At 59.3% G+C, this 17,263-nt stretch carries 13 protein-coding genes and 1 pseudogene; 6 read left to right on the top strand and 8 right to left on the bottom strand.

Annotated features, from left to right (window positions below; translation table 11 throughout):
- Positions 1 to 343: 343 nt before the first annotated feature.
- Positions 344 to 560, top strand: a pseudogene (locus M673_RS25040) (IS630 family transposase); the annotation flags it as partial.
- 168 nt (positions 561 to 728) lie between these two features.
- Here M673_RS25040 and M673_RS22860 read toward each other — a convergent pair.
- Both M673_RS22860 and M673_RS25245 read right to left on the bottom strand, forming a co-directional pair.
- On the bottom strand, positions 729 to 1,118 hold the full coding sequence (locus tag M673_RS22860; protein WP_061979050.1) for a PIN domain-containing protein: 390 nt from the start codon (positions 1,116 to 1,118) through the stop codon (positions 729 to 731).
- Positions 1,115 to 1,375, bottom strand: a complete 261-nt coding sequence (locus M673_RS25245) for an AbrB/MazE/SpoVT family DNA-binding domain-containing protein (RefSeq protein WP_082640089.1) — start codon at positions 1,373 to 1,375, stop codon at positions 1,115 to 1,117. Before M673_RS25245 ends, M673_RS22860 begins: the two co-directional genes overlap by 4 nt.
- A 660-nt stretch (positions 1,376 to 2,035) precedes the next feature.
- Here M673_RS25245 and M673_RS22855 point away from each other — a divergent pair.
- Positions 2,036 to 3,910, top strand: coding sequence for a putative bifunctional diguanylate cyclase/phosphodiesterase (locus M673_RS22855; protein WP_148640239.1), 1,875 nt, complete (start codon positions 2,036 to 2,038; stop codon positions 3,908 to 3,910).
- 17 nt (positions 3,911 to 3,927) lie between these two features.
- On the opposite strand, the gene M673_RS22850 is transcribed toward M673_RS22855, so the two are convergent.
- The 4 genes from M673_RS22850 to M673_RS22835 form a co-directional block, all read right to left on the bottom strand.
- On the bottom strand, positions 3,928 to 4,308 hold the full coding sequence (locus tag M673_RS22850; RefSeq protein WP_061979048.1) for a hypothetical protein: 381 nt from the start codon (positions 4,306 to 4,308) through the stop codon (positions 3,928 to 3,930).
- A gap of 413 nt (positions 4,309 to 4,721) precedes the next feature.
- Positions 4,722 to 5,075, bottom strand: coding sequence for a hypothetical protein (locus tag M673_RS22845; protein WP_061979047.1), 354 nt, complete (start codon positions 5,073 to 5,075; stop codon positions 4,722 to 4,724).
- Positions 5,072 to 7,705 (bottom strand): PAS domain S-box protein, encoded by a 2,634-nt coding sequence (locus tag M673_RS22840; protein WP_061979046.1) that lies wholly within the window; start codon positions 7,703 to 7,705, stop codon positions 5,072 to 5,074. Before M673_RS22840 ends, M673_RS22845 begins: the two co-directional genes overlap by 4 nt.
- A gap of 110 nt (positions 7,706 to 7,815) precedes the next feature.
- Positions 7,816 to 8,184 (bottom strand): response regulator, encoded by a 369-nt coding sequence (locus tag M673_RS22835; protein WP_061979045.1) that lies wholly within the window; start codon positions 8,182 to 8,184, stop codon positions 7,816 to 7,818.
- A gap of 284 nt (positions 8,185 to 8,468) precedes the next feature.
- Between M673_RS22835 and M673_RS22830 the strand changes: the two genes are divergently transcribed.
- From M673_RS22830 to M673_RS22820, 3 genes are all read left to right on the top strand, one after another.
- Positions 8,469 to 11,378 carry a response regulator gene (locus M673_RS22830; protein WP_082640087.1) on the top strand — a complete coding sequence of 970 codons (2,910 nt, stop codon included), beginning with the start codon at positions 8,469 to 8,471 and terminating at the stop codon, positions 11,376 to 11,378.
- Between the two features lie 528 nt (positions 11,379 to 11,906).
- Positions 11,907 to 13,655: a methyl-accepting chemotaxis protein gene (locus M673_RS22825; protein WP_062120658.1), complete on the top strand. Its 1,749-nt coding sequence runs from the start codon at positions 11,907 to 11,909 to the stop codon at positions 13,653 to 13,655.
- A gap of 32 nt (positions 13,656 to 13,687) precedes the next feature.
- Complete coding sequence (locus M673_RS22820) at positions 13,688 to 14,002, top strand: hypothetical protein (RefSeq protein ID WP_061979042.1); 315 nt, start codon at positions 13,688 to 13,690, stop codon at positions 14,000 to 14,002.
- A 128-nt stretch (positions 14,003 to 14,130) separates the two neighbouring features.
- On the opposite strand, the gene M673_RS22815 is transcribed toward M673_RS22820, so the two are convergent.
- A complete protein-coding gene (locus M673_RS22815) occupies positions 14,131 to 14,634 on the bottom strand; it encodes an isochorismatase family protein (RefSeq protein WP_061979041.1) in 504 nt (167 codons plus the stop codon).
- Positions 14,635 to 14,727: 93 nt separating this feature from the next.
- Here M673_RS22815 and M673_RS22810 point away from each other — a divergent pair, with 93 nt between their 5' ends.
- The gene (locus tag M673_RS22810) at positions 14,728 to 15,663 is read left to right on the top strand and encodes a GlxA family transcriptional regulator (protein WP_061979040.1); all 936 of its coding nucleotides are present in this window, start codon (positions 14,728 to 14,730) and stop codon (positions 15,661 to 15,663) included.
- A gap of 64 nt (positions 15,664 to 15,727) precedes the next feature.
- Here the strand turns inward: M673_RS22810 and tnpC are convergent, their stop codons facing one another.
- On the bottom strand, positions 15,728 to 17,263 hold the full coding sequence (gene tnpC, locus M673_RS22805) for an IS66 family transposase (protein WP_061976823.1): 1,536 nt from the start codon (positions 17,261 to 17,263) through the stop codon (positions 15,728 to 15,730).

The following is a 17,263-nucleotide window of genomic DNA, read 5'->3' as shown; positions in this document are numbered from 1 at the left end:
TCCTGGCGGGTAGAGTCGCGAATTGATCCGTGATTCTAATCGCTCCTTGGCAGGAAGCAGGGATGGCAAGAGCACTGTCGATTGATCTTCGGCACCGAGTTTTGCGGGCGATGTGCGATGGCGCCTCGACCCATGCGACGGCCGAGTGGTTTGGAATCGCGATCGCAACAGCGGTGCGCTGGCGTTCGCAGGATCGGGTTGGCCGGAGCGATCCGCTGCCGGTGGGCGGGACCACCGCTCAGGTCGCATCGAAGCGGAGGCCAAGTTCCTGCGAAACCTGGTCGACAGCAGGGATGACATCGCGTTGCATGAGATGCAGCGTCGTCTTGGCATAAGGATGCCCAAGCTCGTCGTGCCCGCCAATAGCACGCTGCTCTTCCTGCTGCCGCAAGAGCCCGAACTGAACCCGGTCGAGAACGTCTGGCAGTTCCTATTCGACAACTGGCTCTCCAACCGCGTCTTCAACGACTACGACGACATCGTCGCCCACTGTTGCAGAACCTGGAACAAGCTCGTCAATCAGCCTTGAGGGAATAATCTCCATCGGCATGCGCGATTGAGCGCATCGGTTCTGATCAGCGCTCGTTATTGAAATGTAATTTATAATAAAAAAAGGGGGAAATATATATAAATTAACAGCCGGATCATCAGTATTTTTCTGGATAGAATTATTTTTATTGATCTGAAGCAATAGACTCGATGTGTCAGATGTTGATGCTGCAAACCATCTATCGAGCCGTTTCTACGCGAAGGCCCTCTACGCGAATTTGAGTCCATGCCTTGTCAGTGGTGAGGGCGGGCACCCCGAGTTTAATCGCGAGCGCCATGCAGGACCGGTCGCCCAAGCCGCTGCCATAAGTCTTGGTCGCCTCGACCAGTGTCGCTGCGGCAAAGGCCGCGTCTCGATCGTGGTCATGGATCTCCATACGCAGGTCCGAGACGATCTCCTCGATAATGGGCAAGGCCAGCCCGCGCAGAAGCAGGCTTTTGACGAGTTCCTGCAGATTGACCGCTGATATAGCCGCCTGGCCCACCAACGACGCCACCTTGTCAGCTCCAGGCTCGTCGCGCAGAAGAGCAATCACGGCCGACGTGTCAAAGACGACAAGTGCGCTCAACGTGAGAGGCCATCGTCTGAGCGCCGCTCCACAAGGAATGCATCTGAATCAGCATCTTTGGTGGCATTGTCTCGGTATAAACCCTGCAAGCGGGAAACCACATGCTTGATCGGGGAAAGGCGAACCTCGTCGCCCTCAACGGTCAAGATCACCCGCGCATCCCCAGACAATCCCATGGCTTTTCGCACAGGAAGAGGAAGGACCAATCTGCCGTTTGGGCCAACGCGCACATCGGTTACAAAATCAGTCTTTGACATTACGTTTGTTCTCAGAGTGAGATAAGATGACATTGCCGCGTTAATGGCATTGTAGGAACATGAGCATGTGTGTGCCATATGTCCATGATATCATAAAACCCACGGCGTACGCGATGACAAAGGCCAACAGCGGGCGTCATCGCTTCTCGCGCCATGGCCAGAAACGAACGATTGTGACCATGTCCAAAAGTTAACATGCATCGCAAGGCATGTTTTTGATGGATGGAGATTCTGGAAGGGGAGGGGACTTCAAGCCGCTTTGCGCTCCGACGGTTCGTAGACGCCTCTACCGTTTTGGATACCAAACCCGAGCTGATCCGGGGTCGCTTGCAGCTTACAAGCGCCCTCGGCGCTCGGCGAGGGCGACAATGTGCGGACGAGCGGGAGGGCCGCCCAGACCTGATCGGTCGCTAGCGGATTTGTGAGACCATGAACGAGCCCTGAGCCTTTGGCTATGGCTATGTCATGACGATCCCAAAACGAAAGGCTAAACAGGGGGCCGGGCTGATGCTGGCCTCCTCGACGATGGACCGGTACCCGACCTATATGGAGAGGACGCGCCATCAAGACGGCGTCAGCCTTCATGTTGGCTAGAGTGAGTTCCGGGACGTTGCGGTTCTTTAGGCGCGGCCTGGGCGTGACAGGTGCAAGGAGATTACGTTGGACTACACGCCCAAGCATTCGGCCCCATCCGAGCGCTTGGCTCGCAAGGACTTCGCAGCGGATCGCGATCGCAGAAGTGAGTTCGACGCGATCGGCGAAGTTTGTAGACGATATAAACCGACCGGTCACGAACACGTGCTAGCTCTGGAAGCAAATCGGAGACTGACCGTGACGAACCTACCCATCAACGATCACATGTATCGTCTCATGGTTGAAGCTGTGACCGATTATGCGATCTACATGCTTGATCCGAACGGTGTGGTTCAAAGCTGGAACAGGGGGGCTCGGCTAGCCAAGGGTTACGACGCCGATGAGATTGTGGGCCGTAGCTTCGCTGTATTTTACTCAGAAAAGGAGCGCCTCAGATCCATCCCTGAGCTGAACCTGCAGCATGCCCGCGACCACGGCCGATTTACTGAAGATGGCTGGCGATTACGGAAGGACGGAACCAAGTTCTGGGCGAATGTCGTGATCGACGCGATCCACGATGAGAACGGAGGTCTTATTGGCTTCACGAAAATTACCCGCGATTTGACAGCCCAACGGGAGACCGAGCTTCAGCTTGCCCATCAAGCAGGGCACGATGCCCTGACAGGCCTGTTCAATCGATCCAAATTCCTCGAGCGCCTCGATGATGAAGTACCGCAGCTGATTTACGGTGCGCGGTTAGCGGTCCACTACATCGACCTCGATCGGTTCAAACCCGTCAATGATGCTTTCGGTCATGCCGTTGGGGATCAGGTTCTGCGCACGATCGGTGAACGCCTCCAGGCCGTCATCCCGATTGGCAGCATTGCTGCCCGCTTGGGCGGTGACGAGTTCGCTGTTTTGCAGTTTGGCTCACCGACCATTGAGGATGCGTCAGAACTGAGTTGCCGGATTGTCCAGACGCTGTCCGAACCCATTTCTGTTCGCAACGCCATCGTAGTCGTTGGAACCAGCGTCGGGGTGGCGCACGCGCCGATCCACGGCTGCGAGGCAGCAGAACTCCTGCGAAATTCGGATCTTGCTCTTTATGCCGCCAAACAGAATGGGCGAGGGCGGTTTGAGATCTACGACCCCAGCATGAATGCCCAGGCGCTCTCGCGTGGGGTCATGGAGTTAAAGCTTCGCCAAGCCCTGAAGCTGCACGACTTCGAGCTTCACTATCAGCCAGTCGTCGATGCGCGCACGCTGGTTGTCGTCGGATATGAGGCCCTATTGCGATGGCAGGACCAAACCGGCAAGCAGGTGTCGCCCGCACACTTCATCCCGCTGGCGGAAGAGCTTGGTCTCATGCCGGAACTCGGCGCCTGGGTCCTTCGGACCGCTTGCCGCGACGCCTCCTCTTGGCCTACCGAGCTCGTCGTTGCCGTTAATGTGTCGGCCATGCAGTTGCGGGACCGGGGTTTTGTAGAAGTTGTCAAGGCGACATTGGCTGCAACGCGTTTGCCAGCGTGTCGGTTGGAACTGGAAGTCACTGAAACCGCCGTCTTAGCGGATCCTACCCTGGCAAATGAGATCCTGTCCGAGCTGCGCGACTTGGGTGTTGGAATTGCGCTCGATGATTTTGGGACTGGCTTCTCGTCGCTGCGCATGGTGAAGGAGCTACCCCTTACCCGTATCAAGATCGACCGCAGTTTCGTGTCGGGAATCAATGAGACGAGCAAATCCACCAGTGTCATACGCTCGATCATTACGCTTTGCGAAGCCTATGGCTTGTCGACGACTGCCGAGGGGGTTGAGACGGCACAACAGCTTACTGAGCTGCAGCGTCAGAACTGCGACCATCTTCAAGGCTTTTTACTCGGCCGGGCACAGCCCGATGCTTTTTGGCGGAGTTTAAGAAAGGAGCAAGAACGCGGTGGGGCGGTGCAGGCTCTCCCGCGGTGAGAAAGAGGATCGAGCCACTACCCCTCTATCGCTGATCGCACAGCCGCCATTTCCGGGCCGCTGCTACCTCGCTCGAAAAACTCTTCCACAGTCATGCGCGTTTGTGTGCCTCCTGACGAAAGGTTGGCGCGATGGAGGACGGCTGTGATGGCACCCGATTGGCTACGCTCCACCATCCAGTCATCGCCGTTGGAGGAACGATAGACAGTCAGCGTTTCCACGCTCTCTGCTGCCGTGTCTACAATCTTGGAATTCCGCTTAAGCTCAGCCTCGGTGGCGGCTTGATCGAAGCCATCCATCCAGTCCATCCATTCATTTGAGTTCACATCGTAGGGATTGCCGCGTCTATCCTTACCTTCGTCGTGCGCCGCCTGGCCCTCGCGATGCTGAGGCGTCATTCGTCATCTCCCAACCCATCTGTCTGCGACAAGATGGCATGGCGCTGTGCATGGTCTACGATGTTTCTCTCAGGAAAAGATTCGGCAGCTAAAAGACCGCCAGGGTGTTTAGCTGCTCATCTGAGAAGTCTGAGCATCGTTGTTCGGCGCGCGGAACCGAACCCCAGCACCACCACCATTGCCATCGATAAACTCGATCCCTGCATCCTCTAGCACTGAGCGAACCGCAGCATTCTCACGTTCCCGAAGCTTGGTAGAGCCACGCTCGAATTGGCGAATGTCATAGGTTTTGACGCCTGAGCGACGGGATAGCTTGGATGCAGGCCAATCGATCAAGCCCCGTGCAGCACGGCATTGAGCCGGCGAGATCATATTGGTTCCTCTTGCGTTTGAGCGTTGAGCCGAGCAACGTATTAGGCTCGCTGCTTGAGGTACTCGGACAACGCCGTCCCGCGCCCTTCCCAAAAGTCGTTCATGACAGCTTGGATTTGTCGGGCGCGGTCCCGCCATACCGGCGTTCGAAACGCAGCCGGCTCCTGCACTACGACATCATCGACCGCTGTTCTCACTAACCGACACCCCAGCACCTCCAGCCCCAAGGCGAAGTCCTCGGACGAGAGATTTTCCGACACGGGATAGTGAGCGATGTTGCTCTCCCGGACCGGGTGCAACTTGCCTTTGAGGACGATCGGGATGAAGCCCGGTGAGGTTTGGCAGATCCGAAGAACCATACGGTTCTCTGGATCGTCAAAGAACGCCGAGGTCATGCGTCGTCAGCTTGCAATTCTGTCAGCGAGGCGCGGATGCGGCATTTCAATCCGTCGCTGGCATAGTCGAGCTCGACCGAGCCCCCAGTTGACCCTGACAGCCCCATTTCGATCAGTCGGCTTCCAAAGCCTTTTCGGGTCGGGGGAGAGGCCGGAGGACCATTGACCTCCCGCCAGCTGAGAGCGAGCGTCGGAAGCTTCGTGGTCTCGTCGATATCCACTACCCAAGCGACATGGACGCGTCCCTCCGGCACGGAGAGCGCACCATACTTCACTGCGTTGGTGGCGAGTTCGTGCATGATAAGGGCGAGTGTCAATGCCGCCTTGGGACCGATATCGATGCTTGGCCCCCGCAGCGCAATGCGTTCATCCGGATCGTGCAAGGCAACGGCGCTGCGAATGATGGCGTCGATCGAACCCGCATCGGTCTGCCCCGACAGCAGGATGTCGTGCGCCTTGGACAGCGTCTGGATGCGTTTGGTCAGGCTGTCACGAGCCGTTGTCATGTCCGGTGCGTTGCGCAGGGTCTGCGTCGCGATCGATTGCACGACGGCCAGTGTGTTCTTTAGCCGGTGAGCCAGTTCGTGGTTGAGAACGGTCTGCCGCTGTTCGGCTGCGACCCGCTGGGACACGTCCCGAACAGCACCGATAAAGTGCTGCGCGCCCTTCGAGCCGGCGACCTGCCCTTGCACGTTTACCCACCGCACTTGCCGATCGTCGAGGCCGATCGTGCGGAACTGAAGATCAAACGGAGCACCTTCCATCGCAGCGGCAAGGGCAGCATCGAACGTAGCCCGGTCTTCGGGATGGAGAGTCGACAGCTTCTCAGCTTGGCCAACGAGATGACCGGTCGCCACGCCAAAAGCGGCGCGAGCACGGTCGTCCCAGGTCAGGCTACCAGTCGCCAAATCGATGTCGAAGATCCCCACCTCGCCAGACGCGATAGCCAAACGCTGCCGCTCCTCACTGGTTTTCAGGTTCACTTCGGCCCTTCGCCGCTCCACCGTGTCGCGAGTACGGTTGGCGGCGCTCTGAATGAACGCCACTTCTTCGGCGGTCCATGGCTGGACCCGGTCGTCGTTCACATAAAAAACCGCGACCGTTCGCCCGTTCTCGACGATCGGATGGTTGATCAGCGAGCGCACGCCAACCCGCTCTAGAGGGTCGGTGTTGAATGATGTTCTAGGGTCCAGGCGAATGTCGGGTATGACGACGGTACGGCCTCGCCGCAGATTCTTGGCATATCCACCGTAGTCATCCATTCGGTACGTGCCGGCAAGGCTGGGATAGCCGTCCGCTGTCCAATCCGACGGGACGGTGAAGGTTTCGCCATCATCGGCAACGGTGCCATAGCCCACGCGCCCGACACCGAGCGCCTTCCCGATGATCCGAGCGGCAGCACCGGGCATTGCATCTGGATCGTCGAGGTCCGCAAGGGTTTCGCTGAGTTCCAAAAGAGCTTTGCTGCGAACCTCGGATCGAACGCGCTCGGTGACCTCGACAAAGATGACGCTGAACCGGTCCCCCGCGACAGGCTGGCAGGTTCCATCATACCATCGGCTGAGCGTATCGACCTTGCGCGTGAACCGGATGGCTTGGCCGGTTTCGACGACCTGTGCGAACTCGTTGACCCATGCGTCCTCGACGCCAGGGATGAGGTCGCGAACCGTCCGACCGACTACCGTCGATGGTTCGATGCCCACCAGCTTGCCCCAGGCGTCGTTGACCTCCTCATAGCGCCAGTCGACGACACGCCCGGAGGCGTCTCGTTGCACCTTACCCAGAATGAACCCCTCCTCGAGGTTCTCGAACAGACCCCGCCACTTCTCCTCGCTCTCAGCGAGGGCTTGGATGTCATGCCTGCGTTGGGACACGTCGTTGAATAGGACGGCGACTTGCCCGTCAGATCGATCACCGACCGGGTAAGCATAAACTTCGTACCAACGACCACCGAGCTCGTTGGCGAACTGCTCGAACCGCTCGGCTTTGCCGCTTCTGGAGATGCGTCCGTAGATTTCGAACCAGTAGGCCTCGTGTCCTGGAGCCAGCGACTTCATCCATTGACCGACAACGCCCTTCAGGCCGGTTTGGCGCTCGAAAGCCGGGTTCACCTCCAGAAAACGGTAATCGATCGGATGGCCGTCATCGTCAAAGCGCAGGTCGAGGATGCAGAACCCTTCGTCGATCGCGTCGTAGAGCGAACGATACCGCCGCTCGCTGGCTTCCAGCGCTTCCCCTGCAAGCCTTTGTTCCGTCCGGTCGCGGAGCACTTTGACAAAGCCCGTATGCTCACCGGCCTCGTCCAGAAGCGGCATCATTTCGCCGGACGCCCAGAAACATGAGCCGTCCTTATGCAGATGCCAACGCTCGTCTATCCCACGTCCCGTTTGAAGAGACGCCATCATTTCCCGGTCGATCTGTCCTTTGAGACGGTCCTCGGGCGTGAAGAACGCCTCGGCCGATCGTCCGATCATTTCTGCCCGCGTCCAGCCAAGGATCTGTTCGGCGCCGGTGTTCCAGTCCGTAATAATCCCATCGCGATCGGTCACGATGATCGCGAACTCGGTAATGCTTTGGATGATCTGACGATTGCGCAACTCGCGCCCATCGGTCGGCCGAAGATCAGTCATCTCAGTCTCACGTCCGCTCACGCATCGAACCCGGATTGTCTTGTGCACGATGGGCTTGGTGAATGAGCGTTCCCGAGAGAAATTTCAACGTGATAATCGAACCTGATTGTCTAAATGCGGACCTTCTCCAAGGCGCCAAGAATCTGGCTCGATAGGAACGGCTTACAGACAAAGCCAACGGGTCGCCATTCTGCGGCCATGGCTCGGTTCTCTTCCGTCAGTCGACCGCTGACGAAAAGCGACGCGACATTGTGCTCGTCGCGGAGACGTTGCGCTGTCTTTATGCCGTTGGAGCCATCGGCAAGATCGACGTCCATGATAGCAACGTCGAACGGTACATGAGCCTCAGCCAAAGTGAGCGCAGTGGTCATGCTGTTGGCGATACCAACGACCTCATGATGAGCGTCCTGCAGAATATCCTGCAGATCCAACGCGATGAGAGGTTCATCCTCGACGATCAGAACCCTCAGAACTCGCATGCTTTTGGCCCTTCATCATCTGCCAGCTAGCGTCAAGAAGCTAGGTCGCTGACCGCACAGACCGCTAAAGCGATCTGATGACAGGCCGTTCCCGGTGAGATGACAGAATGGCAATCTTGAGCATACCCAACCCGATGCCGGTCGTTTTCTCTCAATTGCGTTTGACAGCTTGGACGGTCAATTCAAGGCGTATAGTCGAAAGTTTGCAAAACACTAGCGGCGCAACGTTTCTGCGGCCTCGCACTTTAGTGACAGCCCCATCTGGCTGACAAGGACATACGTTTATGGCGATCAACATGATCGGATCGGCACCTATCGGCGCAGCCGCCGTTCGTCGGGATCGATCAAACGGGTTCCTTGTCAGCGCCGTGGTGCTGACCCTTGCCGTCCCCGTATTCGCCTGGACGTTGTGGGCAGCTCACTCGCGCTCGGCGTCGAGCGACGCTCAGGCAGCGTTAAACGGATCGCTCTCCGAACTTCTGGCAACCGTTACGACCGCGCAAAGCAGCATGCGGGGATACGTCCTGTCCGGCACCGATGCGTTCCTGAGCCCGTACCGACAGGCGGTGGCCGACTTCCCCGCCAACTTGGACGCCGTCACGCAGACCTTGGCAACCGCTCGCGCGGACGGCGAGCAAATCGAGGTCGCCGAGGACAGCGCCCAGCAGGCCATGGACTTCTTCCAGACCGTCGTGACGACGCGGACGGAAACGGGGTTCGATGCCGCATCAGGCTTGGTGACGGGCGGGGTCGGTCGGCAGTTCATGGCCGACCTTCGAGGGACGACGCAAGAATTGAAAACTGCCTCCGCCGCCATCATCGCGGACAACACACGCTTCGAGCGGTTCCTGACATGGCTCCAGCTCGGGGTCTTCGTGCCAGCCATCGCGGCCGCGGCATATCTGGCAATGTTGGCATCGCGTCGTCAACGCCAGCTCCGGGCCGGGGCCGATCTTCTCAGCGACCTCATGGACGCCGCACCCGTCGGCACGGCCTTCTTCGGCTCGGACCGCAAGCTGCTCAGGGCGAACGCGGAGTTCGCGCAGATCGTGTCCGCCAACGCCGCCACGTCACCTGGTCGCTGGCTCCTGCCCGTCATCGAACGCGTCCTGGCAAACAGGCAGACCCACACTGACCGCGAGTTCGTCTTCGGCGACGCGAATGAGCGTCGCGCGGTGGTGTCGGCCTTCCCGACCCGCGCAGCCACCAAGGGCACCGGCGGCGTCGGCGTGTTCGTGATGGAAACCACGGAACTGCATCGGACCGCCAGCGAACTCGACGAGACCAGCCATCGCCTGACGGCCATAGCCGACAACATCCCGCAGCTTGGCTGGATGGCCCAGCCTTCCGGCGAGATCGTCTGGCACAATCGTCGCTGGTTCGACTACACCGGGACGACGCCGGAGCACATGGCTGCCGAGGGGTGGTCGTCCATCATCGAGCCCGCGCATGCCGAACGGGTCGACGAAGGCTACCGCTCCGCGATCGCCTCCGGCGAACCCTGGGAAGACACGTTCCCCCTACGGGCAGTCGACGGGACGTTTCGTTGGTTCCTGACGCAGGCCGTTCCGATCCGGGACGTGGATGGGGCGATCCTTCGCTGGTTCGGCACCAACACCGACGTGACCAAACAAAGAGCCCTGGAGGAGGAGTTCCTGGCCGCCAAGGAAGTGGCCGAGAACGCCAATCGTGCCAAGTCGCAGTTCATCGCCAACATGAGCCACGAGCTGCGCACCCCGCTGTCGGCCGTGATCGGCTACGCCGAGATGCTGGAGGAAGAGGTCGAGGATCTTGGCCAGACCCATCTCCTGCCGGACCTCAAGAAGATCGAAGGCAATGCGCGTCACCTTCTCAGCCTGATCAACGACGTCCTCGACCTCTCCAAGATCGAGGCCGAGCGCATGGATCTCTACGCCGAGACCTTCGACCTCGCGACGGTTCTGGAGGAGGTCGGATCGACGGTGGGCTCTCTGATCGCCAAGAAGGACAACCGTCTCGTCATCGAGCACGTCGGGACGCTGGGGGAGATGCACAGCGACCAGGTTAAAATCCGGCAGTGCCTCCTGAACCTCCTTTCGAACGCCTCCAAGTTCACCGAGAACGGGACGATCACGCTTTCCGCACATCGCTCGTCGGATGGCTCGCGGGACTGGATCTCGCTGGCTGTCACCGACAGCGGCATCGGGATGACGCCCGAGCAGGTCGAGCGCCTGTTCGAGCGCTTCGCGCAAGCCGACGAAACGACCACCCGCAAGTTCGGCGGTACGGGCCTTGGACTTGCCATCACCCGCGCCTTCTGCCGCCTGCTCGGTGGGGATATCGGTGTCGCCAGTGTTGAGGGGGAAGGCACGACCTTCACGATCCAAATCCCAGCAGTTGCGGAGGAGGAAGGCCAGGACGAGCCGATCGCGCCGACCGGCGGCGATGCGACGGTGCCTGGTCCTGCGGGAACTGTGCTGGCGATCGACGACGACCCCCATGCCCGCGACCTGGTCACGCGGTTCCTCACGAAGGAGGGTTTCGCAGTGCGTACCGCGTCTGACGGCGTCGCGGGCTTGGAGATGGCGCGTGCCATCGTCCCCGACGTCATCCTCCTCGACGTCACCATGCCGAAGAAGGACGGATGGTCCGTGCTCGCCGAGCTGAAGGCCGATCCGCGACTTTCCACCGTCCCGGTCGTCATGGTCTCCAGCCTCGACGAGAAGCGGATCGGCTACGCGCTGGGTGCCTCCGACTATCTCGTGAAACCCGTTGATTGGGATCGGTTGAAGGATGTCATGGATCGATACCGGGAGCCTCCGGGCGCCCTCGTCCTCGCCATCGACGACGATGAAGACACGCTCGGCCGCTACGCGTCGATGCTGCAACGGCTCGGCTTCGAGTTCGCCTCTGCCACCAACGGGCGGCTGGGTCTCCAGCGTGTCGCTGAACGCCGCCCGGCTCTGATCCTGCTCGACCTCAACATGCCCGTCATGGACGGCTTCGACTTCCTGAAGGAGCTCCGCGCCCAAGCAGAATGGGCGGACATCCCGGTGGTCGTCCTGTCGTCTAAGGACTTAACGACGGACGAGCGGCATGCTCTGAGCACTGCTGCTGACCAAATCCTTTCCAAATCGGAAGTTTCGCTCCGACAGTTGGCCGAACGGATGCGGGAAGCGATGACGTCCCTGAACGGGTCAGCTCCAGGGCATTGATGGTTTTTGCTGAATTTCAAATTCTAGTCAACCCGACTTGCTCATCAGATAGGTTTGCCATGACCTGCGGCTGCATGTTGCTCCTGCGGAGCTAATTATCATAAAGAGAATTTACAGTAATATTCGAATAGTTTTCTCATAATATATTGGTATATTAATCATTTTTGAAGAAATAATTTGTTTTATGTTGAAAACAGATTTGCCTTTTCGGAGCTGATCGACTAACACGAGGAATTAAAATATATAAAAATTCATTATTACGATTCATTTCGTGCGTGAACGTCTCAGGAGTATTGTTTATCCTCTTAATTATAAATAAAACTGCATATGGAAGCGGACGAAGTTTAGGAATCTTGTCTAAAATACAACTCTTCGGGGTTTAAACTATTTATGGTTGATAAATAACTCATTGGAAAGCATGGCGAGAGGTCTTTCCCTAAGCATTGCATTCGAGTTTGGATTTTAACGTCCGAACGAACATTTTTGGCGATAAGGAATGCACGATAGACCTCACTCGGCGAGTTGATCATGCGTTTCTCTCTTCGAACCCGGCTCGCCTTGAGCTTTGGTGCCGTTCTTGTCCTTACCAGCAGCGTCGGTGTGGTTGGGATGCGGTCACTGGCTGCCAACGCCGAACACTTCGAGCAGTTTGCTAATCGACCGTTTCAGCAAGTTCAGGCGATCGGCAACTTATCGACCGAATTCGAGCGGGTTCGTCGTATTCTGCGTACGGATATAACGACACCGGTTGCGGACCGGGCGACATTGAAAACCGAGTACGAGGCGACATGGACGCGGATCATTCAGGAGACTGAGGTCTATATCAACTCAGTGCAAAGCGCCGCCGGGAAAGCTGAGATCGCCGATTTCAAACCGACAGTCGAGTCCCTGAAGGCGGTCTCGGACGACGCGTTTGCCTTGGTCGCAGCTGTGGATATTGATGCGCTTTCCAATCCCAGTGGGCAAACAGCCTTTCAAACAGCAATCGCTTTTCTTCAAAACCAACAAAAGCCAGCGGCCGTCGCTCTCGGTGAGCGCCTCAATCAGCTGACAAAGCGCTCTCAGGACCGTGCTGTCGCTTTCGTCAACGAAGCACGAGCGGACTACGAGACGACTCGTAATCAACTCATATCCATGATCGCAGCGGCAGTTGCGGTTGGCGCTGGCCTTGCGATCTGGATGGCGATGTCTCTTATGAGAGGCGTGCGCCAAATCGAAGAGAATGTCGATCGAATGGCCTCTGGGGATTTGTCCCAGCGGATTGTCCATTCGCGGCGTGACGAGATCGGCGATCTTCTGGATCATCTTTGCCAGATGCGCCTGCGTTTGGTCACCATCGTTCATAGCGTTCGCACGTCCGCCTCTCAAGTTGCGGGGGGATCTTCGCAATCAGCTATGACGGCGGACCAACTCTCGTCGGGTTCGACGGAGCAGGCCGCAGCGTCCGAACAAGCTTCAGCTGCTGTCGAAGAGATGACGGCTAACGTGCGTCAGAACTCCGACAACGCCACTCAGACTGAGAAAATTGCCGTCCAAGCCTCACACAGTGCTGAGAAGAGCGGCGTCGCCGTATCGGAGGCGGTGGAAGCGATGCGAACCATTGCCGAACGGATTCGAGTCGTGCAGGAAATCGCTCGTCAGACCGATCTTCTCGCACTGAACGCAGCAATTGAAGCCGCACGAGCCGGTAGCCATGGCAAGGGGTTTGCCGTTGTTGCCTCCGAAGTGCGTAAGCTTGCCGAGCGGTCCCAGCATGCAGCCCTCGAGATCGGGGAACTGTCAGCCAAAACATTGGCCTCTTCAGAAGAAGCAGGACATATGCTCGACGTCCTTGTCCCTGACATCCGGCGCACGGCTGAACTTGTGTCGGAGATTTCGGCTGCTTGCCGAGAGCAATCGATCGGCATCGAGCAGATCAATCAGGCCATTCAGCAGCTCGATCAGGTCACGCAAACCAATGCTGCGTCTGCCAACGAAATGGCTGCCACTGCCGGCGAGCTATCGGCAGAAGCGGGTGTTCTCAGCGAGCGGACCGCATTTTTCACTCTGAACGATGCGGAAACCGGTTCGGCCGTGCAGCCATCGCCCCGAGCTTCTACCAACTACGTTTCACCACCCGACGATGTAGCGTCCAGCAATGCCACTTTTAGCAGAACCATAAATCGCCAGAACAAACAGACGGGGTTGCACTACTCCGATCGTAAAGAATCAAAACCAATTTCTAACGGCTTTGAGATGATGCTTGAAGATAACAGTTTTGAACGCCTAAGTGCATAAGAATAAATGAGATAGGAGAATTCGCTTGAACGATGAAAAAATACGAAATCCGCTTGGTCTTATTATCGGAAGCTGGCATAGGCATGCATAGGATCGCGGCCCTGCAAGCGTACTATGCCGAGAAGGCATTTCAGGTGACGAGTTTTATGCTCCCTGCAGGACCCTACGAAGGTTTTCGTGAATGGACGACCCATTATGGCTCCCATCTTATAAGACATATTCCAAGCCGCTACGTGATCCATTTGGAGGAGGAAGGTTGCCGGACCATAATCAAAAACTCGGAATTGCGGGAGTTTGAACTCGATGTGACGGCAGCCGTTTCCGAAGGGTTTCTGAAGCTGAAGTGACTTCGGTCTTCAAAGGAATTGCCGGTGGGTGTTGAACTAGCGCGGCAGAGATATCCAAGCGTCCCGGGCGTTGAGCGGCCGCGGGTCGCCGAACGTGCTCGGGGTGCTGCGTCGGGCGGGATGTCCGGTCAGACAAACGCCTCCTCAACGGTCACGACATCGAGCTTTGAACGCAGCGCACTGACCGCGATGCGATGGACGGGTTCGGTCGGCGCGGTGCAGAGATCGGCGACCACGCGTCGCTGGAAACTCTCGGCTACCGCGGACATCGCGGTGAACACGACGCAGTTCTGTGTCATCATTCCGCAGATCAGCAATTCACTGTCCACGTCCAGATGCTTGGCAAGTTCGGTGTCCTGGAAGGCATCGGCATAACGCTTCGTGATAATCGGCGCGTCAGCGGCCGCTGCGAGGATCGCCGGACGCAGGGCAGTGCCTGGTGCGCCGTTCGCGAAAAGCCCCGTTCGGTCTTTAGAAATGTGTTGGACAAGCACGACCTTGTCGCCGCCCGATCGTGCTTGGGCGATTGCCGCAATGATGCGTGCTTCCGTTTCTGCTGCCTGCCAGAGCGGCAAGGCACCTCCTGAAAAGTAGTCGTTCTGGATGTCGATCACGAGAAAAGTGCGAGGCACGGTAGGCTCCTTGGCTTGTCGTGGCGGACCTTAGCCTCGCCAATCGTCCTCGAACGAGTGTCCCGATGGCCATTCTTCTGCTAGATCGGGCCAATGCGCATTGCCGTTATCGCTTACGACCGCATCAGCCCCTTCATGCTGTCGACGCCGCTCGCGGTGTTCGCAGAACCATTCCTCCGATCTGAGTATCGGGTCGATGTGTGCTCCAGTGCGCTACGTCTTTCCGCCAGCGGCGGCCTGACCATCGAAGCGAACCTGTCGCTTGAAGCGACGCACGATGCCGACATCGTCATCCTACCGGGTTGGCGGGACGCGGACGAAGCCGTTTCCGCCGACATCGTGGCCGCACTGCTGGCCGCTCATGCGCGCGGCGCGATCGTGGTCGGCTTGTGCCTGGGGGCGTTCGGGTTGGCCGAGGCCGGTCTGCTCGATGGGCGGCGGGCGACGACGCATTGGTCGCGTACTCAGACCCTTAAGGCACGCTACCCAAGCGTCACCGTGGATGCCGGCGCGCTCTTCGTCGATGAAGGTCAGGTCATAACCTCTGCGGGCATCGCCTCGGGCGTCGACTGCTGCCTTCATCTTGTTGCCCGGATGTCCGGGACGGGCGAAGCCAACCGGGTCGCCCGCCATCTCGTGGTGGCCCCGCAACGAGCCGGCACCCAACCTCAGTTGATCGAGAGTCCCACTCTCGGATCCTCGGCCAACCGGCGCGCTACCCAATTGCTCGAAGAGGTGCGTGCGGACCCGATGCTCGCCCCCTCGCTCGATGCGCTCGCCGAGAAGGCGGGTATGAGTCGACGCAGCCTCACGCGGCATATCCGGGCGCGAACCGGGGGCAATCTTGGGACGTGGTTGAAACATGCGCGCTTGGCGCGGGCGCAGGAGATTTTGGCAGCGGGCGCCCGCGGGTTCGACGACGTGGCCATACGCAGCGGCTTCCCCAACGCCCATGCCCTGCGCGCAGCCTTCCGCTCCGAACTTCATCTGACGCCAACGCAATGGCTCGCGCGGCAAAGGCTGGGTTAGCTGATCCCAACTGCCAAGCCAACACGAACGACGCCGTTTGTTCGTTCAAAGGTAAGCGCTGTCCTCAGGCCACGGCTGCGAGCGCAGTCTCAGCGGATTTGAACCGCCACGGCATGAGTTCGTCGATGCCGCGGTTGGGATGGGCCTGAACGATGCGGGTGATGACATCGGCTAGGTAGACCTGTGGATCGACGCCGTTGAGTTTGCAGGTCTCGACGAGTGAGGCGATGACGGCCCAGTGTCGAGCGCCTGCGTCGGATCCAGCAAAGAGGGCGTTCTTTCGCGTCAGGGCGAGCGGACGGATCGAGCGCTCGACAACGTTGTTGTCCAGCTCGACGCGCCCGTCGTCGAGGAAGCGGGACAGGCCTTCCCAGCGTGAGAGCGCGTAGCGGATGGCCTCAGCGAGCTTGGTCTTCTGGCTGATCAGCGTGAGCTTCTCGCGCAGCAGGGCTTCGAGTGCGTCGAGAAGCGGCCGGGTGAGGTCCTGGCGCACGAGGCGACGCACCTCGGCGGATCGTCCGCGGATCTCGGTCTCGATCCGGTAGAGCGCAGCGATGCGCTCCAGCGCCTCCGATGCGATCGGTGCGGGACCGGCAGCGGCGAGTTCGTAGAACTTGCGTCGCACGTGCGCCCAGCAGAAGGCGAGCTTCACCTCGCCCTTGTCGGCCAACGCCCGATAGCCGGCATAACCGTCGACCTGCAGCGTGCCGGTGAAGCCCTGCAGATGCTCGACCGGACGCTCGGCCTTGCGGTCGGGGGCATAGACGAAGACAACGGCAGGCGGATCGGCTCCCTGCCAGGGGCGATCGTCGCGGGCATAGGCGAAGAGTTGGCCGGTTTTGGTCCGGCCGAGGCCGGGATCGAGCACCGGCGCCGTGGTCTCGTCGGCGAAGAGCTTGGAAGAGGCCTTCAGATGACCGAGCAGCCGTTCGTGGACGGGCCGCAGCAGGAAGGCGGCACGCCCGACCCAGTCGGCCAACGTCGAACGATCGAGATGGACACCCTGCCGGGCGTAGATCTGAGCCTGGCGGTAGAGCGGCAGGTGGTCGGCGAACTTGGAGACGAGCACCTGCGCAACGGTCGCTTCGGTGGGCATACCGCCCTCGATCAGCCGTGCCGGCGCGGGAGCCTGGACCACGACGCCCTCGCAGGCCCGGCAGCCGTAGCGCGGGCGCCGCGTCACCAGCACCCGGAACTGGGCTGGGACGATGTCGAGACGCTCGGCGACATCTTCGCCGATCACGTGCAGCGCATGCCGGCAGCAGGGACAGACCTTGTCCTCGATGTCGACGACGGTCTCGATCCGCGGCAGATGAGCGGGCAGCGAACCCCGGTTCGCCCGGCGGCGGACGGCCCGTTCGGCCTTCGCCTTCGGAGCGGAAGCTTCTTCGGCCGCTTCGTCGTCGGCCACGCCCTGCTCGACGTCTTCCAGCCCGAGCAGGAGCTGGTCCTCGGGCAGCGTCTCGGCGCGGCGGCCGAAGCGGTGACGCTGCAACTCCTTGATGATCTGCTCGAGCCGCTCGGCGCGCAGCCGCTCGGCGATCAGCATCGCCTTGAGCGTGCTGGGATCGTCGGGAAGCGTGTCGGCCGCTAGGGTCAT

Origin of the sequence: Aureimonas sp. AU20 (assembly GCF_001442755.1) — a bacterium.
Classification (GTDB): domain Bacteria; phylum Pseudomonadota; class Alphaproteobacteria; order Rhizobiales; family Rhizobiaceae; genus Aureimonas.
This window is presented reverse-complemented; position numbering and strand designations above follow the sequence as displayed.